This is a genomic window from Brevibacterium sp. 'Marine', assembly GCF_012844365.1.
In the GTDB taxonomy this organism is placed as follows: Bacteria; Actinomycetota; Actinomycetes; order Actinomycetales; family Brevibacteriaceae; genus Brevibacterium.
On the sequence record NZ_CP051626.1, the window covers coordinates 1,064,938 to 1,088,038 of the forward strand.

The following is a 23,101-nucleotide window of genomic DNA, read 5'->3' on the forward strand; positions in this document are numbered from 1 at the left end:
GTCACTTCACACCGAACGATGCGGACTTGAGTGTGAGCTTCGTTCGCAGCTGACTGCCGGTGAGGCTCGCGGTCTTCCCCTTCACCGAGGTGGCTTTCACCGTCTTCACCAGACCTGACCCGGTCTTCGTCACCGTCACAGACCGGACATCTGCCAGCCCGAAGGCCCGCGCCATAGCAGTCTGCTTGATCGTCACCGTCCACGAGGCGTTCGGGTTCTTCGCGGAGGCATACTTCGACGGTGAGTCATCGACGGAGACGAGGTAGGGCACGGGTGATCCCCACACCTCGGCGGCCGAATGCGTCTTGGCCCCGGCAGAAGAGGAGTACACGGCGTCGATGAGGCTGCCTTTGTACGTCACGACGCGCGCGGACTTCACCGTCGAACCGCTCATCGTCTGGGTCGCCGCCACGGCCTTGCGCCACGGACCCGAATCGCTTGCGTTCTCATGAGTCCACCCGAGGAAACGCTGCGAGGCCACTTCGTCGTAGACATTGCAGTCGCACGCGGACTTCGGAGTACCGAGGTTGCGATAGGCATAAGTGCGGGAGGCGATGGCCTGAGCACGCAGTGCCTCGGACTGCCATGATGCCGGCACCTCGGCGATGCCCGGCAGATATTCGCTGTTGAGACCCACCACGTTGATGACATTGAGCGAGCTCTTCAGCTGCCCGATCTCGATCCGCCCGTGCCGGTAGGCGCCGGTCGCCCCGTTCTGTGCACCGCTGACCGACACCGTCGTCGCCGAGGATGACTTCCAATAGCGAGTTCCCTGCCATTCGACGATGAGCTTCGAGGCCGCATAGCTCTTCGACCCGACCTTCGCCTTGACCGTGCCGGTCGAGGTGCGCTCGACCGTGACCGTCGCTCCCGACTCGACGGTCTTCGACCCGATCTTGACCCTCAGTTTCCCGGACCGGGGAGTGATCGTCACCGACTTCTTCCCGGTCAGCAGCTGCACCCGCAGCCTGTCGTCGGCGTTCTTCGACGTCGTCGTCACCTTCGCACCGGTGTAGTAGTGCTGAAGGATCTGAGTCGATGTCTTCCCGGCTGCGGCCATGCCACGCGCTCCGTACTGGCTCATGCCGACGCCGTGGCCGAACCCCGATCCCGATACTGTGAACGACGCCGGAGCCGCCGTCTTCGTCACCTGCACCTTCGCCCCGGACTTCGCCGTCCACACGATCATGCCGTGCTGGAACTTCTGCCGGGTCTCGGACCCGGAGCGGTACTCATTGCTCGTCGGATATCCCAGAACTCCGCGTTCCCAGCCGGACTTCTTCCACGCGGTGCGGATCGCACCCCACGTGGCATGAGCACCGGTCGACTTCGTCCAATGGATGCTGCCGTTCGTGAACGACTGATAGCAGCCCTTCTGGACCAGCGTGCAGCGCTGCGGACCGACGGCCGGACCGAGCTTGCCGCCGTTTCCGCCGAGCGACTTGTGCATCGTCCCGATCGCCCCCGCGGTCGGATACGCGGCGTTCGCGGGGGACGGGGCTGCGACGAGCGTGAGGAGCAGTCCGATGAGAACGGCCGCGAGGGCAGGAGTCGTCGCCTTGACGAACGGGGAAGCTGGCATGAGTAGATCATAAGCGGGGCTGTCAATACCTCAGGTGTCGAACAGAAGAACTCCCCGGAACGATCGTTCCGAGGAGCTCGTCGAGGCTTGCCCTGATCGGGTCGACGTTTCCGGTCAGCTCAGCTTTTCGGCGATCGCCTTGTTGAACGCGTCGAGGTCGCCGGGGTTGCGGGAGGTGATGAGGTTGCCGTCGACGACAACCTCGGCGTCGGTCCAGTCGGCACCGGCGTTGATCAGGTCGGTCTTCGTCGATATGAAGGACGTCAGCTTCCGTCCCTTGGCGACTCCCGCCTCGGCGAGGATCCATGGGGCATGGCAGATTGCCGCGACGGGCTTGTCGGCGGCGAAGAACGCCTTGACGAGGTTGACGGCGTCCTCATCCAGACGCAGGGCATCGGCGTTGAGGGTGCCGCCGGGCAGGACGAGGGCGTCGAAGTCATCGACCGAGGCCTCGGCGACGGGAACGTCGACGTCGAAGGTCTCGGCATGCTCCCAATCGCCTTCCATCGCCTGCAGTGTGCCCTTTGACGGGGAGACGATGACGGTCGTCGCACCGGCCTCGTCGAGTCCGGCGCGGGGACTGGTGAGTTCGATCTGCTCGACCCCGCGGGTGAGGAGGAATGCGACCTTCTTATCGGTGATGGCCATGATGGTGCTCCTATCTGTCTCTGTCGTGCAGACTGTCTGTCCTGGCGGCTGCCGTCTCTGTCAGCAACCGCCTCAGAATAACACCACAGGAAGCCGACGTGTTCCACGACGTGAATGACCGCACTCCCCGGGCCGATGCGGGCCAGGGGAGTACGGGTGGGGATGCGCGCACTTCGTCAGGCGAATCGCGGCTGCTCGAGGAGAGCGGATCGAGATCGCTGCGCCGATGAGGCGAGCGTGCGGAGTCGGCTCAGATGTTCGGGAATTCGAGGCTGTAGCCGATGCCGGACTGCGACGCCGAAGTGATCTTCACAGTGCCGTAGTGATTCTTGCCGGCAGCGGTGACGGTGCAGTTCTGCGAGCCGCTGTGGGAGAAGATCCGCAGGTCGGAGTAGCAGTCGACGTTGTCGACCGTGGTGCCCTGCTTGGCGTAGGCGTTCTTGATGTCCGCCTCGAGAACGTCGGCGGGGATCTTGCCGTTGCCGTCGGCATCGAGTTCGACTCCGTCTTCGCCGATGCGCGGGCCCTGGTAGCCGTTGTCGGTCGTGCCGCTCGACGACGAGGATCCGTTCGATGTGGAGGAATCACTCGCCGAGGAGGCGCTGGCGGAGTCCGTGGATCCGCCGCTGCCGGTGGTGCCGGTGTCGGTGGTGCCGTTATCCGTCGTGCCCGTCGAATCCGATCCGGTGGAGTCCGAACCGGCGGAGTCCGAGGTGGAGCCCGAATCCGATGCCGGTTCTTCGGCGGTCGTCTCGGTGTCCTCGGTCTGCTGCGCCTGCTGGCCGTCCTGCTCCTGGCCCTGTTCCTGCTCCTGGCCTTCTGGGCCGAAGGTGATGTTCATATCGCAGGCCGAGAGTGTCAGGGTCGCGGCGAGAGCTCCGGCAACGGTGATGGTCTTGAGAAGTGTCTGTGCCTTCATGATCTGCTCCTGGTCTCGTGTGGAAAAAGCTGTCGGTGTTTCGTACAAGACAAGCCTCTCAGCGCGGAGCCGTGACCTGGGCCGATTCGTGTTCGGATCCGGTGACGCATGTTCCAGGACGGACACATCGGCCTATTCTGGGACTGTGTTCGACGATCGGCGCCGAAGAGATCCGAGAAATCTTCGCCGTCGATGTCGAGAATACTCGTCCGGCTGCGTCCCAGACATGTCAGCGAGCACAACCAGTGCGAGCGGCACGAGACAAGGAGACCATCATGGCCAAGTACCTCATGCTCAAGCACTATCGGATGTCGAGCGACCTCATGAACTACACCCCGATGGATCAGTGGAGTCCCGAGGAGGTCGACGCGCATGTGGCGTACATGAACGCCTTCGCCGACAAGCTCAAGGATTCCGGCGAATTCGTCGACTCCCAGGCGCTCTCGCCCGAGGGCACCTTCGTCCGATCCGGCGGACCGGGCAAGCCTCCGGTCACCGACGGTCCCTTCCCGGAGACGAAGGATCTCATCGCCGGGTGGATGGTCATCGACGTCGAGAACTACGACCGCGCTCTCGAACTCGCTGGTGAGCTGTCTGCGGCGCCGGGCAAGGGAGGGGAGCCGATCAACGAATGGCTCGAACTGCGCCCCTTCCTCGACCACGCACCCAGCGTGGACGAATGATCAGGGACGCGAACGGAGTCCGCGATGACCGGTCCGGATCCCCTCGCCGAGGCGGAGCTGCGTGAGCTCGTCCCCGCCGTGATCGGCATCCTCGTCAGTCGTGGAGCAGACTTCCCGACCGCCGAGGATGCCGTTCAGGACGCGCTCATCGAAGCCCTGCGATCGTGGCCGTCCGACCCGCCGCGTGACCGGCGGGGCTGGCTCGTGACGGTGGCATGGCGGAAGTTCCTCGACACCGTGCGATCTGAAGGATCGCGGATGAAACGTGAAGAACGGGTCATGGCCGCCACCCTCGCCTCACCCGGAGCCTCGGCCGAACCCGGGACCGACGGCGTTCCGAACGCCGATGACACCCTCGACCTCTATATCCTCTGCGCCCATCCCGACCTCAGCCCCGCCTCGGCGGTGGCCCTGACCCTGCGGGCGGTGGGTGGACTGACGACGAAGCAGATCGCCGAAGCCTATATGGTGCCCGAGTCGACGATGGCCCAGCGCATCAGCCGCGCCAAGGCCACGATCGCAGGGGCGCGGCTCAACCGACCCGGCGACCTGTCCTCGGTGCTCACCACCCTCTACCTCGTGTTCAACGAAGGTCACTCGGGAGACGTCGACCTCGTCGCCGAGGCGATCCGCCTGACGCGCACGCTTACGTCGATGATCGACTCCGCCGAGGTGGACGGACTGCTCGCCCTCATGCTCCTCCACCACGCCCGCCGCGACGCCCGGTTCGGCCCGGACGGCCGACTCATCGCCCTGGCCGATCAGGACCGCACCCTGTGGGATCGACGGCTCATCGTCGAGGGCATTGATCTCCTGCAGGCGGCGCTTGCCCGCGACGAACTCGGCCAATATCAGGCGCAGGCTGCCATCGCGGCTCTCCACGCCGACGCGCAGAGTGTCGAGGACACCGACTGGGTGCAGATCGTTCAGTGGTACGACGAACTGCTGGCGCTGCGCGATACCCCGATCGTGCGTCTCAATCGGGCCGTGGCCGTCGGGGAGGCCGACGGGCCGGCGGCGGGCCTGACCGAGCTTCGGGGCCTGGACGAGGGTCTGACGCGCTATTTCGCCGTCGAAGCGCACCTGCGCGAACGGGCAGGGGAGTCACAGCGGGCCGCCGACCTCTACGCTCGGGCCGCCGAACGTGCCGGCAGCCGCGCCGAACGCGACCATCTCAACCGGCAGTCGGCACGTGTTCGGTCGGGACAGGATGACCGCATTCGGCCTCGTCGACGGTGACGGTGGCGTTCACGGTCTCGGTCGGCCGCCTCGGCGAGCGAGGTTGATCACTCCTGTCGGCAGATGACATCGAAGCGCGCCTGCGGCGGACTACGATCGAAGGGAGCACTCAGCTCACCACCCATCTCAGCGATCCCGTCACCGGGGTCCGTTCCCGATGTCGAAAGAGGCCGAATCCGTTTGAGCCACCTGCAGGAGTTCTTCCGCATCCCACCGGGCGAGCGCGACCATATTCCAGCGTTCCGCATCGCCTTGGGGGTTGCCGTCCCGCTCCTCGTGCTGCTCGGAATCGACCGCCTCGACCTCGCCGTCTATGCCGCCTTCGGTGCGTTCACCGGCATCTATGCGCGCTTCGAATCCCGACGATCGCGGACCAGACGCCAGTCGATCGCAGCCGCCGTCCTTGTCATCTGCGTGGGCATCGGGGCCCTGCTCAGCAGCCTCGGAGCCTCGGTGTGGGTGCTCGTCGTCATCACTTCGCTCGTGTCCGGTGCGGGTGCGGCCATCGCCCTGCGCTTCCGGCTCAAACCCGGCGGGTCGATCTTCTTCATCTTCGCCACCGGAGCCGTCGGATCCATTCCGGGCGGCGCATCGGTGCCGGTGGCGATGGGAGTGGCGGCTGCCTCGGCGTTGGTGTGCATCGGTCTCGGAGCGCTTGCCCACTTCGCCGGGGAACGCATGCCTCCGGAGAAGGAGACCTATGTGCGGGTCGGGCTGTCGCCGGTGGGCAAGTCCGACCTGGCAGCCCATGCCGCCCGATTCACGATCGCCCCGTTCATCGCCGGAATTCTCGGCACCCTGCTCATCGATGTGCTGCCGCTTCTGTCCCACAGCTATTGGGCGATGGTCGCGGCGGTCGCCCCGATCACTCCGCCCGGCCGCTCGGCCCGTCTCAAGCGCGGCGTCCAGCGTGTGGTCGGAACCCTGCTGGGCGTGATCGTCACCGCGTTCCTGCTGTCGTTCCCCACCGAGGCGTGGCAGCTGGTGGTGTGGGTGATCCTGCTGCAGTTCCTCGCCGAGATCTTCGTGCTGCGCAACTATTCGGTGGCTCTGCTCTTCATCACACCGCTGGCCCTGCTCATGACCCAGATCGGCGCCCCGCACCCGGTTCCGGAGCTGCTGGCCTCCCGCGCCATCGAAACCGTCATCGGCGCCGCCGTCGGCATGATCGTCGTCATCGTCGGCTTCAGCCATGCGAAGAAGGCGCGCACCGAATTCGATGCCTCACCTCATGTTGATGCTGACGACTGAGCCGGACTGCCGACAGAACTTCTGCCGCGTCGCCTGTGCGTCGGCTATCATCGGCTCACACCGATGCGCGCATTCGGCGCCGACACGGACCCGATCCGGGAGGACACCATGACCACCAGCACCGAAGTGCTCGCCACTCTGGCCTCGCTCGAGGATGAGAAGATCCGTGCCGTCAACGCCCGCCACGGCGACGACCACGCGGTCAACCTCACGAAGCTGCGGGCCGTAGCGAAAGACCTGAAGAAGAACGACGAACTCGCCGCCGAACTGTGGGACTCCGGAGACACCGCGGCCCGCCTCGTCGCGATCCTCATCATGCGCCCGAAGACCTGGAGTCAAGCACAGCTCGATGAGATGCTGCGTGACTCCCGAGTCCCGAAGGTCCACGGGTGGCTGGTCAATTACATCGTCAAGAAGTCGCCCCACGCCGAGGCGCTGCGCCGGGATTGGATGGACGATCCGGACCCGGTGGTCGCCTCCGCCGGATGGGCGCTGACGAGCGAGCGGGTGAACCGGAAACCCGATGGCCTCGATCTGTCCGGACTGTTGGACACAATCGAAGCGGAGATGGCGGAGGCACCCGAACGTCTGCAGTGGGCGATGAACGAGACGCTGTCCTATATCGGCATCGAGAACCCGGACCTGCGGAACCGGGCCATCGACATCGGTGAGCGCCTCGGCGTGCTCCGCGACTACCCGACCTCACCGGGATGTACCTCGCCCTTCGCCCCGACGTGGATCACGGAGATGGTGGCCCGCAGCGCGGCGAAGTGAGCCGCGGTGCTGCTTCTACACTGCCGGATGGCGGGTGTGGAAGCCTGTGACCTGCTGGAAGGCGTGACCGACGGCCAGAACGTGCGCCTCCTGGAAGTCACCGCCGACGAACTGCGCGGCCAGGGGAGTGCCCCGCTCGGTGAACCCTGCGGGCAGAGTGATCGACGGCATTCCGCAGTTGTCGATCGGAGCCGTCGGCACCGTGACCGCGGCGAACAGCTTCTGATTGGACCCCAGATTCGCCATCTGCGCAATCGTCGGTGAGCCGACGCCGATTCCCGGCAGCAGGAGCAGATCGATATCGGCCATGAGGGTGCGCATGCGCCCGGTGAAAGCTCGCCTGTTTTCGAGCAGACGATGGTAGTCGACGGCGGAGAGTCCGCGTCCGATCTCGATGAGACCGGACAGGTCGGGGCCGTATTCATCTTTGCGGGCCGGATAGATTTCTGAGTGGACGCCGGCGGTCTCGATCCCGCACAGAGCCGTCCATTCCTGGGCCGCAGCTTCCAGACCGGGAGTTTCGACCTCGAGAACCCGCCATCCCAAGTCGGTGATCGTGTCGATGGTGTCCTCGAGCATCGCATTCGTCGCGGCATCGAAGTGCTCTTCGGCCAGTGCGCGGTCGAAGCCGACGACCGGGGCCTGGTCGACGCGCAGAGCCTGTGGATAGTCGGGGACCGGTTCGAGCGACGAGGTGGGATCGGCAGGATCGTGGCCGGCGATGGCGCGCAGCACGATCGCGGCGTCACGGGAGCTGCGGGTCATCGGCCCGATGTGGTCGAGGCTGGGTGCGAGGGCGAAGACGCCGTGGCGGGAGACCCGGCCCCAGGTCGGTTTGAGTCCCGTGACGCCGTTGGCCGAGGACGGCAGGCGGATCGATCCACCGGTGTCCGAGCCGAGTGAGGCGAAGCAGAGCCCGGCCGCGGTGGCCACACCCGAACCGGAGGAGGAGACCCCCGACCAGGTGTCGGCATCCCACGGGTTGACCGGGGTCGGCAGGTCCGGATGATGGCCGGTGAACGCGCCCTCGGTCAGACGCAGTTTGCCGAGGACGACGGCTCCGGCGGACCGCAGTCGGGAAACGACGGTGGCATCGAAGTCGGGGCGGAAGTTTGAGTGGATCGTAGTGCCCGCACCAGTCGGTGCGTCGTGGGTGTTCGCGAGATCCTTCACCGCTACGGGGACACCGTGCAGATCGCCGAGCCAGTTTCCGCGGGCCAGGAGTGCATCGGCGCGGTCGGCCTCGGCGAGGGCCGTTTCGGCCATGACCGTGGCGAAGGCCTGCAGTCGGGGTTCGAGGGTGTCGATGCGCTCGAGCATCGCCTCGGTGACCTCACGCGAGGACAGCTGCCTGGTCCGAATGAGTGTCGAGACTTCGTGGAGTTCGAGGAGCGGGATCTCGGTGCTCGTCGGTGTGGTCATCATGCCTCCCTGCATCGGTTTCCATCACCCTAACTGATCTTCTCACCAGGGGGAACAGTGATTCTCAGGCCTATGCGCCGGCCAGTTCCCGCAGTGCTTGGATGTGTGCCTCGAGACGGGTGTTCCCGTCTTTGCTGATCGAGACCCAGGTGCGCGGGCGTTTGCCCACGTACCCTTTCTTCACCTCGATCATTCCGGCTTTCTCGAGTGCGGTGATGTGCCGGGAGAGCACGGAATCGGAGACGCCGAGACTGTCGCGCAGCAGTTTGAACTCAGCTCTGTCCCGGTTCTTCAGGCTCGAGACGATGCCGAGCCTCGTGGGGTTGTTGAGCTCCGGTTCGAGCCGGGTCAGTGAGTCGCCGAGGTGGGGGATCGTGTCGTCTTCGGTGCGCGCGTCCTCTGGTTCGGTCGCGGAGTTGTGTTTCGCAGTCATCGTCGGTCCCTCCTCAGCGGCGCAGGGCCAGCAGGGAGAAGAACGGGGCGGCGACCCACAGCAGTCCTGCGGCGATGAACGGGATCGGACCGCCGACTGCGAACGAATCGGCCATGACGCCGGCGACGAAGGCGAGGATGATGACGCCCAGCCATGTCAGCAGCAGAGCCGTGGAGCGGCGGCTCCAGGACAGGGCCTTGACGAGGTAGACGACCAGGGCAGGAATGATCCAGCTCAGTCCGGCTCCGGCGACGACGAGCTGGGTGGTGTTGTCGTCGATGATGCCGATGGCCATGAGCCCGACGGAAAGTCCTGTAGAGAGGACGAAGAGCAGTGTGACCAGCGGCCACGCATCTCCGCCGCGGGCCTGGGATTGGTTCGCTTCGACCTGGCTGAGAAGATCTGCCGCCTGCTGCGGGGTGGGGTTGGCGTTCATGTCGGTTCCTCTGATTGGGGTTGCTCTGTGGAAGTGATTCCACAGTACCAACGACTTTCCATATTGGAAAGTACTTTCACCAAAAACTCCCCAATTACTACGTGACGGCGGCCCAGCAACCTCGCGCGAGGTTGCTGGGCCGCCGTCAGGTAGCAATTAGGGGGTGGAGACTGCGACTGTGGCGGCCAGCTCAGTGGCCCGCTCCAAATGCGCCTTGGTGACTTCGCCGGTGAAGATGAGCGGGTCGAAGGCGAGCTTCCAGCCCAGGCCCGTCGTGATCTGCTTCATCGCGGTCTCGGCCCCGGTCGTGTCATAGCCGCCGTGGATCCAGTAGGAGAACGGCCTGCCGGCAGTCGGCTCGCGCACCGCGTCATACGTGGTGTCGAAGAAGTGCTTGAGGGCACCGGAGATATAGCCGAAGTTCGCGGTCGTGCCGAGCACATAGGCATCAGCGGCGAGCACATCCTCGACGCTCGCCTCCAGCGCCGGACGGACGGTGACGTCGATGTCGCCGAGCTCGGGCATGCGCAGTCCGGATTCGGCCGCCTCGGCGATCTGTACCGTCGCCGCTGACGGGGAATGATGGACGAGCAGAACGTTGACCATGGCCCCACCCTAGCCCCGCCCGGTACCTTCCGTCAGCCCTCATGTCTACAGTGGAGCCATGGCAGTCATCTTCGACCCCCTGCGCGGACGTGTGCGTCCGGAAGCGAGCCACTCCGATGCCGAGATCATCGACGTCCTCACCAGGCAGCATGCGAATGCGGACTGGGCGGTGCTGACAGGGGCGGGAATGAGCACGGACTCAGGCGTCCCCGACTACCGCGGACCGGATTCCCCGCCGCGGAAGCCAATGACGATCCAGACCTTCCACTCCCACCCCGACCAGCGAGCCAGGTACTGGGCGCGATCATGGATGGGCTGGCCGCGGATGCGCGGCACCCGACCCAACCGCGCCCACCTCGCCCTGGCCGAGCTGTCCGTGGCCGGAATCATCACCCAGAACGTCGATGGACTCCATCAGGCCGCCGCCGAGGCGGTCGCCGCCGACCGGGGGAACGGTGCCGGAGCGCCGGCGCCGAGTCCCGTCATCGACCTCCACGGCAGCCTCGACCGGGTGATCTGCCTGAGCAACGGGCACCTGTTCGACCGCGATTGGGTGCAGCGGCGACTGAGCGAACTCAACCCGGACTTCGCCGAGGAGGTCGGCATCGACCCCATCGACGTCGAAACCGCACCCGACGGCGATGTCGAACTCGAGGACACCGCCGGTTTCGCCGTCCTCGACTGCCCCGAATGCGGTGGGCTGCTCAAACCCGATGTCGTCTACTTCGGCGATTCCGTCCCGGCCGCCAGGGTCCAGGCAGCCAATCGGATCGCTGACGGAGCCGCAGGTCTCGTGGTGCTCGGGTCCTCGCTGGCGGTGCTGTCGGGACTGCGCTTCGTCAGGGCGGCCGCGAAGGAAGGCAAACCCGTCGTCATCGTCACCGACGGACCGACCCGCGGTGACGAGCTCGCCGACTATCGGTCGATCTCCCGCGTCGCCGACTTCGTCACCGCGTGGGCAGGCCGGTGAGGCGATCGGGCGGCGGTTGGGCCAGGCATCCAGGAGAGTCCAAGCCGGGAATGGAAGACTGAGAATCATGAGAGACAATCTGGCTCGAGCCGAACGACTGCGCCTTGTCGACACCGCCCGCCGCGCCGGGGACGACGCCCCCACCCTGTGTGAGGGGTGGACGGTCAGGGACCTTGCCACCCACCTCGTCATCCGCGAACGCCACCCACGGGCAGCCGCGGGCATCTTCATGCCGAGGTTCTCCGACCGCCTGCGGGCGAAGGAAGACGAGTACGCCGAGATGCCGTTCAGTCGGCTGCTCGGACTCGTCGCCGCGCCGCCGAAGTGGACCCCGGGCGCCCTGCCGGGAGTGGAGACGGTGATGAACACGACCGAGTTCCTCGTCCACCACGAGGACATCCGCCGCGCCGCGATCGAGTGGATTCCGCGTCGGCTGTCGAAAGCAGAGACCGCGACCGTCTGGGCACAGACGAAGGTGGCCCTCCTGCCCTACGCGGCGAAGGCGAAGGGTCCCGTGACGATCGAAGCTCCGGGCTTCGGTACCCGCACAGCGGGGAAGAAGGGCAGCGGCGAGGCCACGACGATCACCGGGGCACCGCTCGAGCTGCTTCTCTATCTCATGGGACGAGAAGACCACGCACTTGTCGACGTGCACTGAATATCGGGAAAACCCCCTCCAGGTCGGGGGATTGGTCCCTGTCGGCAGCCGGTGAGGTCTTCCTAGGCTGGTGCCAACAGCCGACACAGAGGAGACCAGCACCATGAACGCAACACCCGGCCCGACGCCCGATCAGTTCGATCAGACCTCCGCGGGTCAGTACCCCCACCCGTCCGCCGGACAGTACGAGGCACCGCAGAGCTATCCGACGCAGAATCGCTACGGCCAGCGCGCCGAGGAGGATCCGGGCAGGGTGCTCGGCATCGTCTCGCTCGTGGCGAGTCTGTCGACCTTCCTCGGATTCAACTTCATCGGACCAGTCATCGGCATCATCACCGGACACATGGCGCGCAAGCGCTCACAGGAAGCAAGGTACGGAGACAACGAGATGGGCAAATGGGGCTTCATCTTGGGCCTTGTCTTCCTCGGACTCCTCGTCCTCGGATGGGCACTCGGAATCTCCTTCGGCATCGTCGGCGGCCTGGCCAGCCTCATGGCCGGCTGACCGCGACAACGAGGCAACACCGACAGAGGAACGGCAGAGGGCCGACCCGCTTGGGTCGGCCCTCTGCCGCAGTCGGACGCCGTTGTCAGAAGCCCGTGTCAGACGCCGCCGTCAGTAGCCGACCCAGGCTCCGCGTTCCTGATCGAGCACCCGCGGGTGCAGCAGCGTCGAAGCTTCGACCGTGCCCACAGACGCGCGACCACGGTCCGGTGGGAACGTCGTCGAGGAGGCGAGCACCTCGGCGGTGGCGAATTTCAATCCGTCCGGAGCATCATCGGGCACGGACACCTCGGGGCCCTTTCCGCCGAGATCGGCGAGGAAGTATCCCCAATCACCGAAGCTGGGAACATCGACGTGGTACGGAGTCGTCGACAGTCCCGCCTCGGCGACGGCCTCACCGATGCCCCAGTAGGCTTCAGGGGCGAAGTATGGGGAGCCGGCCTGGACGACGAGGCGCGCCTCCGCGGACATCACCTGGCGGATGAGCCCGTAGAACTCGATGCTGTAGAGCTTCGACGTCGCCACGTCATCGGGATCGGGCAGATCGGCGATGACCGCGTCATAGGCGGTGTGCTTCGCCTCCCGCAGCCAGGTGAAGGCATCGGCGGCGATCGTTCTCACCCGCGGATCGTCGAGGGAGTCGTCGTTGAACGCGGTGAAGTGCTCCGAGGTCTTCGCAAGCTCGAGGACTGCCGGGTCGAGGTCGACCAGGGTGACGGACTCGACGTCGGGATACTTGAGGATTTCGCGCACCGCCAGGCCGTCGCCGCCGCCGAGGACGAGGACGTTGCGGCGAGGACCGTTCAGCAGAGGATGGACGAGGCTTTCGTGATAACGGTACTCGTCGGCCGAGGCGAACTGCAGATCCCCGTTGAGGAACAGCCGCGTATCGCCGGTCCTCTTCGCCTCGGTGAGCACGATCTCCTGGTAGTCCGACCGCTGCGAATACACGATCGGATCCCGGTAGAGACGCTGCCGGGTGGTGACTTCGATGTCATCGGTGAACACCCACACCACGGTGAGCCCGCCGAGGATGAGCACAAGCAGCGTTGCCAACATGAGTGTCGCGGCACGGCTGAGTTCGGAGCGGAAGAGCCAGAGGACGATGAGGATGCCCACCAGCGCATTCGTCATCCCCACCGCCAGGGCACCGCGCGGCAGTCCGAGCAGCGGCAGCAGGAGGAACGGGAAGGCGAGCCCGCCGATGAGTCCGCCCACATAGTCGGCGGCGAAGAGGTCGGCCACCGCGCTCGAGGCCTTCTGCGCGCGGATGCGTTGAACGAGCTCCATGAGCAGCGGGATCTCCGCGCCGATGAGCGCGCCGATGACGAAGGCGAGGGCGACCATGGCCACCGTGTAGACGTCAGCGAAGGCGAAGGCGAGATAAAGGAGGATGACGGACAGGCCGCCGATGATGCCCAGGGCCGCTTCGATGAGGGCGAAGGAGACCGCGGCGAACCCGGTCAGCCGTTTGGTCGCCAGCGACCCCACACCCATGGCGAAGACCATGACGGCCAGGACGATGGAAGCCTGGACGATGGTGTCGCCGAGCAGATAGGACCCCAAGGCCACGAGCGCGAGCTCGTAGACCATTCCGCAGCTCGCGCAGATGAACACGGCGAGCAGGACGAAGAACCGAGCCGGACCCGGACGCATCGGCAGGGTGATCGGACGGGCCGCCTCGGTGGCGGTAACGGTGTCGGTGGTCGTGTCGGTCGGTGCGGTTTCGGCCGACGTCTGACCGGATTCGTCAGCGGTGCTCAAAGGAGGGCTGCGGCCATGATGCCGGCGATGCCCAGGTGGGCGGTGGCGTTGACCCAGACCTCGGGGTGCATCTGCGGGGAATTGATGAGGTCGCCGGTCCTGCCCGGGGTGAGCAGCCCGATGAGCAGGAAGCTCACGGCCATGAGGATGATGCCGAGGATGCCGAAGACGAGGGTCGACAGGATGCCTGCGGCCAGGTCATCGGAGCTGGCACGGATGGCGGCGATGACGATGATCGCGACTCCGGCCAGGTCGGAGGCGACGAGGACTGCGGCATTGCGCGACTTCTGCTCCCACAGGATGACGTGGAGCTTGCCCGGGGTGAGCAGGTCGACGACGAAGTAGCCGATGACCATGAGGAGGAGTCCGCAGCCCGCATAGGAGAGGACGACTCCGGTCTCGTAGATGAGGTAGTTCAGAAGCATGTCTGCCTTTCGCTGTGCCTATTTTCCGGTGCCCGGTCCGCCGCCGCGGAAGCCCGAGCCGTCGCCGTAGTTCGATCCGCCGCCGGTGAAGAAGGGGAGGAAGAAGAATCCGCCGCCTCCGGACCGGGAGGTGTCGCAGCCGACGTAGTCATAGCTGCTGCCGTTCTTCTCGTAGTCGCCCTTGCCGGGGTTCGAGACGTATTGGCCGTTGGTCAGGTCGTAGTCACCGCAGTCGGCGCTCGCGGACGATCCGCAGCCGCGGAAGACATTGCCGAGGACGACGAGGACGATGACGATTCCGATGATGGTTCCGCAGCCGACGCGGCGCGGCTTTCGCCCGGGTCCGCTGCCGGGACGATGCGGTCCGCCGGGGCGCTGCGGGCCGTTCCCGCCGCCTCCTGCACGGTCGAAGTCGAAGGAGCCTCCGCTCATCGAGACGTTCGGTCCCTGACTCATGTCGACCTCCTCAGTTCGGAGCTGCTGTGGACGATCTCCTGATGCTGCGGGTAGCAGTGCCACGACTGCCAGGCTATCCGGTCAGGTCCCGCGCACGTCAGCGACAATGCCGTCAGTGCGCCGGGCTGTCCGGGGAACGCGACCGAAAGGTGGTCGTCTGCAGAAAGGGCACGGTCGGCACCGGCGGCGAGCACCTCGGCGGCGGCGGCCGGAAAATCCCCGTGCACACTCGTGCGGGACGCGGTGAATCGGTGTTCGGTGAAACCGGCCCACCGACCGTGGCGGATGACTTCGCGGTCCCATTGCGGCCGGTTCGGAGACGAATCGTCGGCATCCTCGCCGAGGCAGGCGAAGGTCTCGGTGAACGCATCGGTGGGCCCGGCGGTCAGGATCGCCTGGTGAGAAGATCCGATGACGGTCAGGGTCAGGGTCAGCTCTGGCGCCGCCTCGGCGAAGGTGGACCCTGTGTCAGTGGGTGCATCTACGGTGGGCACATTGATGCTGCGGGCAGCCAGCGGGGCGATCCGGTCGTGGTCGAGGCTGAGCCGCAGCGCCTCGGCACTGGTGTCGGTGAAGGGGACGTCGAGCGGGCGGGGGAGGGTGAGCATCAGCTGCCGGAGTAGATGGTGAAGGAGCCGGTCGGGATGGTTTCTCCGGTGCTCACTTCCCAGCGCCCGTGGTCGAAGCGTTCGAAGGCGAGCAGGCGGCCGTCGCCGGATTCGTAGTCGACATAGTCGACCCCGCCTTTCTCGTTCAGTCCCGTGGTGCCTTCGGACCGGTAGGAGGCAGTGCCGTGTTCGACGAGGTCGTAATCGGTGCCGTCGATGGTGATGGTCCGGGCCTTCGGTTCGATGTCGAGGTCGGGGCGGTCGCGCCAGCGGGCGATCTGCACATCGGGGTCGCGTTCGACGCTCAGCCACATGCGGGTCGCCGAGGCGTCGGCCTGGAAGAAGTGCTCGGCCCAGTCGTAGCCGCCTTCGGAGATGCGCAGGGTGCCGCGGACGAAGAATTTCTCGTTGCCGAATTCGAGGAGGTCCCCGGCTTTGATGGTCTCCGGGTCACCGCCGGTGTTCTGGTCGGCGGCGAAGGGATCGCGTGGGGCGGCGGGTGCTTTCGCTTCGGCGTCGTGGCGGGCCTTCTTCGCACGGGAGCGGATGACGAGCACGGTCACGAGGACGACGATGATGAAGACGAGGACGGCGATGAGGAGTTCTGAGGGCACGGCGGTCTGCTTCGATTCGATGGCCGGACGGGTCACCGTCCACTCTAGTCGACTGGACTGTCACGCGTGGCTGCGCTCGATCTTCTTCTCGAGGGCGGTCATCGTATCGGCGATGACGAACCCGAGGTCCCGGTTGAGTGCGAGCATCGGTTCGTTGTCCGTCGCCGTGTACGTCTGCACCCATTCCGCAGAGGCGGTCGCGGCGACCGCGGGCAGCTGACGCAGGTTCGCGACCTTGAGGGCCCGACCGATCCCACGCCCTCGAAAGGCACGGTCGACGAGCGTGTCCTCCTGGATGACGATCTGCGGATCGTGGGCGGAGACCATGATCTCCGTATAGCCGACGGCGAGGTCGCCCACATGCGCCATCGAGCTGACCAAGGTCCAGCCCTGCTCTTCCATCCGCTCCTCATGGCTGCGGATCGCTGCGGTGCTGGCATGGGTGGCGGAGCGGGTGAGGTCGCCGACGGGCACGTCCTCATCCATCTGTTCCCGCAGCTGCGTCCAGGAGTCCAACACGTCCTCGGGGCAGGCTCCGATCCATGAGGTGACCGAGAAGTCCGGGTCCTCCCTGATCACGGGCACGACCGTCGACGCCCCCGAATCCTTGTACCGATTCGCATCGGCCGCCAGGTAGGCGGGCAGGTCGAGCAGCAGCCGGTGCTCTGCGTTGCCGACGCTCATCCCGTGCGCTCTCGCGAAGGCGACCCCGGCCGGGCAGTAGGTTTCGGTCTGCACGATCGCCGAGGATCGGTCATCGTGTCCAAGGAACTGCGCGGCCGCCTCGGCGAGGGCCGTGCCGAAACCTCGACGACGGTGAACGGAGAGGACACCGAGTTCGATATCGGTCGGTGTGTCGGGGGAGAGGCTGATCTCGACGCCGCCGACGATCTCCTCGCCGAGGCGGCCCATCAGGGCGATGTCCTGCCCTCCCGGGCGCGGGTGGGCGAATTGGGTCAGCGTCGTCTCGGCGCTGCGCCACCAGGCGGCGGTGCGGCCCTCGGTGTAGGCGGTGCGCATGACGTCGTTCCATGTCAGCAGCGCAGACTCATCGTCGGCAGCGATGCGCGTGATCTGGATCTCAGACATAGTGAAAGTCGATCACGGCGGGGACCGGTTTTCAAGGATGCCGGTGACCGTGATCGGGACTGTCGGGGTCGTCTGCTCCGGTTCGGTCCGCATCGGATCCGCGGTCGGGCGGGTCGGTGGGGCCCGCCTCGGCGTGGGGGTCGTGTTTGGGCAGGCGGGAGCCGATGTGCGCACCCGGTTTCGTCATCACCCGGTAGACGAGCCAGGCGCCGATGCTGAAGACGACGATGATGCAGACGGTGAGGAAGATGACAGCGCCGAGTCCGGTCTCCATCATTTCGCCAATCGACGGCGGTCGAAGTAGTTCGCGAAGCGGGCCTTGAACGTTCCCATCCCGATCGATCCGCCGACCCGGAGGAGCGGTTTGCCGCCGGTGGGGACGGCGTTGACCACGGATTTCACGTTGCCCCAGGACTTTGAGAGCTGGTCGACGTTGACCGCCCAGTCGTCGGGGATGACGACGGTGACCGAGCCCATACCGGCGACGACCTCGATCTCGATGACCTCGAGATCGGTCTCGACCTCGAGGAAGTTCAGCTCGATGTTCGACATCGAGGGTTCGCAGCGGATGAAGGGCGGGACAGCCCATCGCGCGCGGCGGACCTCGGACTCCCAGCCGGCCCTGACGACGAGCGGATCGAAGCGGTCGTGGCCTTGGATCGCCATGGCGTGACCGGCGGCGGGTGCGAGCGCCGAGGTGGGACGGAAGCGATCGGAGGGCAGCTCGGTGGTGAGGTCGGCGAGGACCGCGTCGAGGTCGATGGGGAACTTCGCAGCCTGGACCTTCTCCATCCGTTCGTCGAGCTCGTCGACCGTGATCCGACCGTCGCCGGCGGCTTCGCGGAGGGTCTCGATCGCCTCGTCGCGTTCCTTGTGGCCGATGCGGAAGGTCTTCGCGGGGTCGTTCTCGCCGGGGGAGGGGGTGGCTGAGCTCATGATCTCTATCGTGCCTGATCGGGAGGTCAGCGACAACGGCGGGACTCGGGGAGCCGTATCCCGTGTCAGTCGTTGGCATTAGGCTAGGGGACGTGTCCACCGCACTGTACAGAAGATACCGCCCAGAGACCTTCGACGAGGTCATCGGTCAAGAGCATGTGACCGATCCGCTGAAGGCCGCCATCGAACGTGGCCGCATCAACCATGCCTACCTGTTCTCCGGCCCGCGCGGGTGTGGAAAGACCACCTCGGCGCGGATCCTGGCTCGGTGCCTCAACTGTGAGCAGGGGCCGACTCCGGTTCCGTGCGGGGAGTGCCCGAGCTGTCGGGATCTGGCCAACGGCGGACCCGGTTCACTCGACGTCGTCGAGATCGACGCAGCCAGTCACAACGGCGTCGACGACGCCCGTGACCTGCGTGAGCGCGCCGTCTATGCGCCCGCGCGCGACCGGTACAAGGTGTTCATCCTCGATGAGGCCCACATGGTCACCTCGCAGGGCTTCAACGCTCTGCTCAAGATCGTTGAAGAGCCGCCGCCGCACATCAAATTCGTCTTCGCCACGACCGAGCCCGAGAAGGTCATCGGCACGATCCGATCGCGGACCCACCACTATCCGTTCCGCCTGGTGCCGCCGGAGGCCCTGGGCAACTACCTTGACGAGCTGTGCACGCGTGAAGGTGTGCAGGTGGCCAAGGGCGTGCTGCCGTTGGTCGTCCGGGCCGGCGGAGGCTCGGTGCGTGACACGCTGTCGGTCCTCGACCAGCTCATCGCCGGTTCCGGGCCCGACGGGGTCGACTACGGTCGAGCCGTCGCTCTGCTCGGATACACTCCGGATTCGCTGCTGTCCGACATCGTCGATGCGTTCTCCGCCGGTGACGGGGCCGGGGTGTACCGCGCGGTGGAGCGGGTCATCGAATCCGGTCAGGACCCCAGGCGCTTCGTCGAGGACCTGCTGGAGCGCTTCCGAGATCTCATCGTCATCCATGCCGCCCCCGAGGCGGCCCATGCCTTCCTGCCCGAAGTGCCGCCGGACCGTCTGGAGAGGCTGACCCTGCAGGCCAACGGCTTCGGACAGGGCGAGCTCTCCCGTGCCGCGGACCTGCTGAATGTGGGCCTGACGGAGATGTCGGGTGCCACTTCGCCGCGGCTGCAGCTCGAACTCATCTGTGCCCGCATTCTGCTGCCCGGCTCCGGTCGCAGCCGAGACGCTGTGCTCAGCCGCGTCGAGCGGATGGAGCGTCGCATCGGGATGTCGGCCACCGGCGTGGCCGCAAACATGCCGCCGGCGCAGACCCCGGACCAGGGTGCTGGTCAGGGCGCTGGGCCGGGAGCTCCGGCCGACGGGACAGGGCAGGGGCAGGCACCTGCAGCTGACCAGGGACACGCGAGCGGTCGGCCGTCGGCGGATGGGGCAGGCCAGGTGCAGGCACCTGCTGCGAACGCGCCCGCCGGGCAGTCTCAGAGTGCAGCTCACGATGATTTCGACGACATCGCAGCCATGGCCGCAGCCGCCGAGTCGATGCTCAACGAATATCCGGCGCAGCCGAGGCAACAACCTGAGCAGGGGCAACAGCGTCAGACCGAGCCGGAGCCGGCGTCGCAGTCCGAGCCGCAATCTCAGACCGCAGACGCGGGGCCGCAGCAGCAGCCTGCTGAGGACCCCCGGAGCGCAGATGTGGGCCGGCCGGCGCAGGAACCGCAGCCTTCGGCCGATCCGTCGCCCGAGCCTTCGGTCGAAGCGGCGGGTGCGCCGCGAACTGAGTCGCAATCTGTGCAGGACAATCAGCAGAGGTACGACCCTGCCGGTGTCTCAGCGCCCAGTTCCGCAACGGACTCCGGACCGGACTCCGCGCCGGATTCGGCGCCGGACTCGGCGCCGGCGGACCAGCATCAGCGTCAGATGACCGAGCAGGCAGCGGCACCGGAAGCCACCTCGGTGGCGGGATCCGGCGACATCGGCGGTGAGATCGAAGCGATCCGCCGCGCTTGGCCGAGCATCCTCGCCTCGGTGGAGAAGCGCAGCCGTCTGACTCGCGCGATCATCGCAGCCAATGCGATTCCCCAATCGTTCTCCGATGGAGTCGTCTACCTCGGCTTCAACAATGCCGGATCCGTCCAGGGGTTCCAGCAGCGCGATCATGCGGCCAAACTCGCGGCAGCGATCAACGACGTCCTCGGCATCCAGGCTCGAATCGACATCGGCGATGTCGGTCGGATCGGCGGAGGAAGTGCCGGCGGTGGCAGCCAGGGCAAGGGGTCCTCTGCTCCGCCCGTGAACGACTCCGGAGGAAATCACGGACCGGCGCCGAGCCAGCGCCGCCCGAGCCCGCAGGAAGTCGCCGCAGTCGTCGGCACCCGTGAAGTCGACAAACCCCAGGTCGACCACGAGAAGTTCTGGGAACCCAGTGGTCCGACACAGGGCCCCTGGTCCTCCGACGACGAGGAGGGAGAACAGCCGGGTCCACAAACTGAACCCACACCTCAGGACAACCCCGTCGGACCGGCTGAGCAGACCGAAGAGCAATCGGCTGGTTCTGATCCACAATCCTCGGTCCAACAGGTTCCCGCTTCGGACTCGTCCGTCTCCGAAACCCCAGACTGGAACGCTCCTGAACCGAGCGTTCCTGACCACGATCCTTCCGAAACAGCCGTCCCGGATGTCGTAGTGCCCGATCTGTCCGACGACGACTTCTTCGGTACGCCGACGGACGCCGGAACCGATTCGACAGGTTCCGGCAATGCACCGGCAGACGACTTCGGCCGGTCTGACCACTCCCGCCGGCAGGAACCAGCGCCAGCAAGGTCATCCGAATTCGGCGACGATTCGCCGATGGAGTACGTCGAACCGCGGTGGGAGGAACCGAGCTGGAACGACGGCCCCTCGCCGATCGACATCTCACCGACAGGCGCTGCGTCGACCGCCGCAGCCTCGGCCGACATCGACGAGACGAGCGCAGGCAGCGGAGCCGTCGACGTCGGAGCCGTCGTCGTTCCGCCGCCCGACGACGATCTCGACGATCCTGATCTCGCCGACACCCCGAGCGGCTTCGGAGGAGGCTCCTTCGACCAGTCGGCACCTGCCGTGCAGTCTCCGCCGCCGGCTTCGACTCAGGGAGGAGAGAAGCCGTTCAAATCGCGCTTTGCAGCTCTTGCCGAGAAGCACGGTGTCACCACCACTCCGCCTGCCGGATCCGCTTACGGATCTGCACCCACGGTCAACCCGGCGGGCGGATCGGGACCGGGTGCCGCCTCGGCGCCGGGACCGAACCCCTCCCCGCAGCGGTCGGGATCGGACGAGGACGAGTATGATCCGGAAACGGACCTCGACGTCTCTGAAGCGCCGCAGATGGGCGTCGACGTGATCGCACGGGTCCTCGGCGGCGAGATCATTGACGAAAGAGAAGTATGAGCGCTGTATATGAAGGTGCCCTCCAGGACTTGGTCGAGGAGTTCGGCAAGCTTCCGGGCATCGGGCCGAAATCGGCCCAGCGTCTGGCGTTCCACATCCTGCAGACTGACTCGCAGGACGTCAATGCGCTGGCTCAGGCACTCACCGATGTGAAGAAGCGAGTGCGGTTCTGCGAGATCTGCGGAAACGTCTCCGAGGAAGCCGAGTGCACGGTGTGCCAGGATCCGCGCCGCGATCGGTCGATGATCTGTGTGGTCGAAGAACCCAAGGATGTCGTCGCGATCGAACGGACCCGGGAGTACCGGGGGCTGTACCACGTCCTCGGCGGAGCCATCGACCCGATGGCCGGGGTGGGGCCCGACAATCTGCGGATCAAGGAGCTCATGACCCGCCTGCAGGACGGCGAGGTCAAGGAGACCGTCATCGCCACCGACCCGAACCTCGAAGGTGAAGCCACCGCCACCTACCTCGTCCGGCTGCTCGGATCGCTCGGTGTGACCGTCACCCGCCTGGCCTCGGGGCTGCCCGTCGGCGGAGACCTCGAATACGCCGACGAGGTCACTCTCGGCCGGGCGTTCTCCGGCCGCCGCGAGATCGACTGACCGCCTCAGTTTCGCCCTCTTGACACCATATCGATAATCGTGAAACATATTGATTATCGATATATCGACAAACGATAAGTCATCGAATGGGGCAGAGGTCAGAGGAATAGGCTCGCCAGCTCCTCGCCGAGACGGGAAGGCACAGTCATGACACCGACTGCAGAACAGAAGCCAGACGACGAACCGCAGAAGCGCAAAGCGTTCGGCACAGGGTACGAACTCTGGATCGGTTTGGCGGTCGGGTTCTTCGTCATCTACGCCGTCACTGACCTCGTCACACGAATGCTTCACTCCGAAGTGGCGGTGACGGTGGACTTCTCCGAAGGCGCACCCTCCCCGCTCGACGCCGGGACCGGAGCGGCATCGCTGACCGGGCTCACCGAGATCGTCGTTCCGACGGCCGACGTCTCGGCAGGAGCGGTGGTGCTCGTGATCATCGCCGAGGTCACTCTCATCCTCACGGTGTTGGCCGCCGCGATCTCCCTGGTGCCTGTCATCCGAGACATCGCAGCGGGAACACCCTTCACACCTCGGGCATCCCGAGCGTTCGCGGCGTTCGAATGGATCGTGGCAATCGGGTGGATCCTGCATTTCGTCACCAAGATTCCCGGCGGCAACTGGATCTCCGCCGATATCGGCATTGCCGACGACGTGGGATCGGGGCTCACCGTCGTCCACGCCTTCCTCGTTCTCGGGATCGTCGGCGGCGCCGAACTGCTGCGGCGGTGCTTCAGGTCAGGACGCGCGGCTCAAGAAGAACTCGAAGGGCTCGTGTGATGGTCGGAGAATTCAACTCCGCCAGGGTCGTCTGCCACCTCGAGAGTCTGCTGACCCGGCGAGACATGAGCCTGACCGAACTGTCCAAGCGCGTCGGGGTCTCGCTGGCGAACCTCTCCGTGCTCAAGAACAACAGAGCGAAGGCCGTGCGCTACTCGACGCTCATCGCCTTGTGTGAGGTCCTCGACTGTCAGCCCGGTGACCTCTTCACGGTGGAGCGACGGTCGGACTGATCGTCAAGGGGAGCCCCCCGTCGGCACGAAGCCGGCGAGCCGCCTCGGCGGGTGAATCCGG

The 23,101-nt window shown here is 66.0% G+C and carries 26 protein-coding genes; 11 read left to right on the forward strand and 15 right to left on the reverse strand.

What is annotated here, in order from left to right:
- Window position 1: 1 nt before the first annotated feature.
- From HF684_RS04610 to HF684_RS04620, 3 genes are all read right to left on the reverse strand, one after another.
- Entirely contained in the window at window positions 2-1,582 is a 1,581-nt protein-coding gene (locus HF684_RS04610; RefSeq protein ID WP_169251544.1) for a SpoIID/LytB domain-containing protein, read from the reverse strand.
- Window positions 1,583-1,696: 114 nt separating this feature from the next.
- On the reverse strand, window positions 1,697-2,230 hold the full coding sequence (locus tag HF684_RS04615; RefSeq protein WP_169251545.1) for a type 1 glutamine amidotransferase domain-containing protein: 534 nt from the start codon (window positions 2,228-2,230) through the stop codon (window positions 1,697-1,699).
- Window positions 2,231-2,480: 250 nt separating this feature from the next.
- Complete coding sequence (locus tag HF684_RS04620) at window positions 2,481-3,149, reverse strand: hypothetical protein (protein WP_169251546.1); 669 nt, start codon at window positions 3,147-3,149, stop codon at window positions 2,481-2,483.
- A 275-nt stretch (window positions 3,150-3,424) separates the two neighbouring features.
- Here HF684_RS04620 and HF684_RS04625 point away from each other — a divergent pair, with 275 nt between their 5' ends.
- From HF684_RS04625 to HF684_RS04640, 4 genes are all read left to right on the forward strand, one after another.
- Entirely contained in the window at window positions 3,425-3,832 is a 408-nt protein-coding gene (locus HF684_RS04625) for a YciI family protein (RefSeq protein WP_169251547.1), read from the forward strand.
- 24 nt (window positions 3,833-3,856) lie between these two features.
- Window positions 3,857-5,071 carry a DUF6596 domain-containing protein gene (locus tag HF684_RS04630; RefSeq protein ID WP_169251548.1) on the forward strand — a complete coding sequence of 405 codons (1,215 nt, stop codon included), beginning with the start codon at window positions 3,857-3,859 and terminating at the stop codon, window positions 5,069-5,071.
- Window positions 5,072-5,251: 180 nt separating this feature from the next.
- A complete protein-coding gene (locus tag HF684_RS04635) occupies window positions 5,252-6,322 on the forward strand; it encodes an FUSC family protein (protein WP_169251549.1) in 1,071 nt (356 codons plus the stop codon).
- A gap of 108 nt (window positions 6,323-6,430) precedes the next feature.
- Window positions 6,431-7,096, forward strand: a complete 666-nt coding sequence (locus HF684_RS04640; RefSeq protein WP_169251550.1) for a DNA alkylation repair protein — start codon at window positions 6,431-6,433, stop codon at window positions 7,094-7,096.
- A 15-nt stretch (window positions 7,097-7,111) separates the two neighbouring features.
- Here HF684_RS04640 and HF684_RS04645 read toward each other — a convergent pair whose 3' ends face one another.
- The 4 genes from HF684_RS04645 to HF684_RS04660 form a co-directional block, all read right to left on the reverse strand.
- The gene (locus tag HF684_RS04645) at window positions 7,112-8,518 is read right to left on the reverse strand and encodes an amidase (RefSeq protein ID WP_248279114.1); all 1,407 of its coding nucleotides are present in this window, start codon (window positions 8,516-8,518) and stop codon (window positions 7,112-7,114) included.
- A 70-nt stretch (window positions 8,519-8,588) separates the two neighbouring features.
- Window positions 8,589-8,951, reverse strand: coding sequence for a transcriptional regulator (locus HF684_RS04650; RefSeq protein ID WP_169251552.1), 363 nt, complete (start codon window positions 8,949-8,951; stop codon window positions 8,589-8,591).
- 13 nt (window positions 8,952-8,964) lie between these two features.
- Window positions 8,965-9,387, reverse strand: a complete 423-nt coding sequence (locus HF684_RS04655) for a hypothetical protein (protein ID WP_169251553.1) — start codon at window positions 9,385-9,387, stop codon at window positions 8,965-8,967.
- Between the two features lie 156 nt (window positions 9,388-9,543).
- Window positions 9,544-9,993 carry an NAD(P)H-dependent oxidoreductase gene (locus tag HF684_RS04660; protein WP_169251554.1) on the reverse strand — a complete coding sequence of 150 codons (450 nt, stop codon included), beginning with the start codon at window positions 9,991-9,993 and terminating at the stop codon, window positions 9,544-9,546.
- 58 nt (window positions 9,994-10,051) lie between these two features.
- On the opposite strand from HF684_RS04660, the gene HF684_RS04665 reads away from it, so the two are divergent.
- The 3 genes from HF684_RS04665 to HF684_RS04675 all read left to right on the forward strand — a co-directional run bounded on the left by HF684_RS04665 (window position 10,052) and on the right by HF684_RS04675 (window position 12,126).
- A complete protein-coding gene (locus HF684_RS04665; protein ID WP_169251555.1) occupies window positions 10,052-10,963 on the forward strand; it encodes a Sir2 family NAD-dependent protein deacetylase in 912 nt (303 codons plus the stop codon).
- A 67-nt stretch (window positions 10,964-11,030) separates the two neighbouring features.
- On the forward strand, window positions 11,031-11,621 hold the full coding sequence (locus HF684_RS04670; protein WP_169251556.1) for a TIGR03085 family metal-binding protein: 591 nt from the start codon (window positions 11,031-11,033) through the stop codon (window positions 11,619-11,621).
- 103 nt (window positions 11,622-11,724) lie between these two features.
- Window positions 11,725-12,126 carry a DUF4190 domain-containing protein gene (locus HF684_RS04675; RefSeq protein ID WP_169251557.1) on the forward strand — a complete coding sequence of 134 codons (402 nt, stop codon included), beginning with the start codon at window positions 11,725-11,727 and terminating at the stop codon, window positions 12,124-12,126.
- Window positions 12,127-12,237: 111 nt separating this feature from the next.
- Here HF684_RS04675 and HF684_RS04680 read toward each other — a convergent pair whose 3' ends face one another.
- Genes HF684_RS04680 through HF684_RS04715 form a run of 8 tightly spaced genes read right to left on the reverse strand, consistent with a single transcriptional unit; the run spans window position 12,238 to window position 18,018 of the window.
- Window positions 12,238-13,890 carry a polyamine aminopropyltransferase gene (locus HF684_RS04680; protein WP_248279115.1) on the reverse strand — a complete coding sequence of 551 codons (1,653 nt, stop codon included), beginning with the start codon at window positions 13,888-13,890 and terminating at the stop codon, window positions 12,238-12,240.
- Complete coding sequence (locus HF684_RS04685; RefSeq protein WP_169251558.1) at window positions 13,887-14,315, reverse strand: DUF350 domain-containing protein; 429 nt, start codon at window positions 14,313-14,315, stop codon at window positions 13,887-13,889. Before HF684_RS04685 ends, HF684_RS04680 begins: the two co-directional genes overlap by 4 nt.
- Window positions 14,316-14,333: 18 nt before the next feature.
- On the reverse strand, window positions 14,334-14,771 hold the full coding sequence (locus HF684_RS04690; protein ID WP_211168068.1) for a hypothetical protein: 438 nt from the start codon (window positions 14,769-14,771) through the stop codon (window positions 14,334-14,336).
- A complete protein-coding gene (locus HF684_RS04695; RefSeq protein WP_169251559.1) occupies window positions 14,768-15,379 on the reverse strand; it encodes a DUF2617 family protein in 612 nt (203 codons plus the stop codon). Before HF684_RS04695 ends, HF684_RS04690 begins: the two co-directional genes overlap by 4 nt.
- Window positions 15,379-16,029, reverse strand: coding sequence for a DUF4178 domain-containing protein (locus tag HF684_RS04700; protein ID WP_248279116.1), 651 nt, complete (start codon window positions 16,027-16,029; stop codon window positions 15,379-15,381). Before HF684_RS04700 ends, HF684_RS04695 begins: the two co-directional genes overlap by 1 nt.
- 24 nt (window positions 16,030-16,053) lie before the next feature.
- Window positions 16,054-17,082, reverse strand: a complete 1,029-nt coding sequence (locus tag HF684_RS04705; protein WP_169251560.1) for a GNAT family N-acetyltransferase — start codon at window positions 17,080-17,082, stop codon at window positions 16,054-16,056.
- A gap of 31 nt (window positions 17,083-17,113) precedes the next feature.
- Window positions 17,114-17,359, reverse strand: a complete 246-nt coding sequence (locus tag HF684_RS04710) for a hypothetical protein (RefSeq protein WP_169251561.1) — start codon at window positions 17,357-17,359, stop codon at window positions 17,114-17,116.
- Window positions 17,356-18,018, reverse strand: coding sequence for a DUF1707 domain-containing protein (locus HF684_RS04715; protein ID WP_169251562.1), 663 nt, complete (start codon window positions 18,016-18,018; stop codon window positions 17,356-17,358). The genes HF684_RS04710 and HF684_RS04715 overlap by 4 nt, the downstream gene beginning before the upstream one ends.
- 92 nt (window positions 18,019-18,110) lie before the next feature.
- Between HF684_RS04715 and HF684_RS04720 the strand changes: the two genes are divergently transcribed.
- From HF684_RS04720 to HF684_RS04735, 4 genes are all read left to right on the forward strand, one after another.
- Window positions 18,111-21,428, forward strand: coding sequence for a DNA polymerase III subunit gamma and tau (locus HF684_RS04720; RefSeq protein ID WP_169251563.1), 3,318 nt, complete (start codon window positions 18,111-18,113; stop codon window positions 21,426-21,428).
- The gene (gene recR / locus HF684_RS04725; RefSeq protein WP_025780860.1) at window positions 21,425-22,030 is read left to right on the forward strand and encodes a recombination mediator RecR; all 606 of its coding nucleotides are present in this window, start codon (window positions 21,425-21,427) and stop codon (window positions 22,028-22,030) included. The genes HF684_RS04720 and recR overlap by 4 nt, the downstream gene beginning before the upstream one ends.
- 147 nt (window positions 22,031-22,177) lie before the next feature.
- Complete coding sequence (locus HF684_RS04730; RefSeq protein WP_169251564.1) at window positions 22,178-22,807, forward strand: hypothetical protein; 630 nt, start codon at window positions 22,178-22,180, stop codon at window positions 22,805-22,807.
- Entirely contained in the window at window positions 22,807-23,040 is a 234-nt protein-coding gene (locus tag HF684_RS04735; protein WP_169251565.1) for a helix-turn-helix domain-containing protein, read from the forward strand. Before HF684_RS04730 ends, HF684_RS04735 begins: the two co-directional genes overlap by 1 nt.
- The last annotated feature ends 61 nt before the right edge of the window (window positions 23,041-23,101 follow it).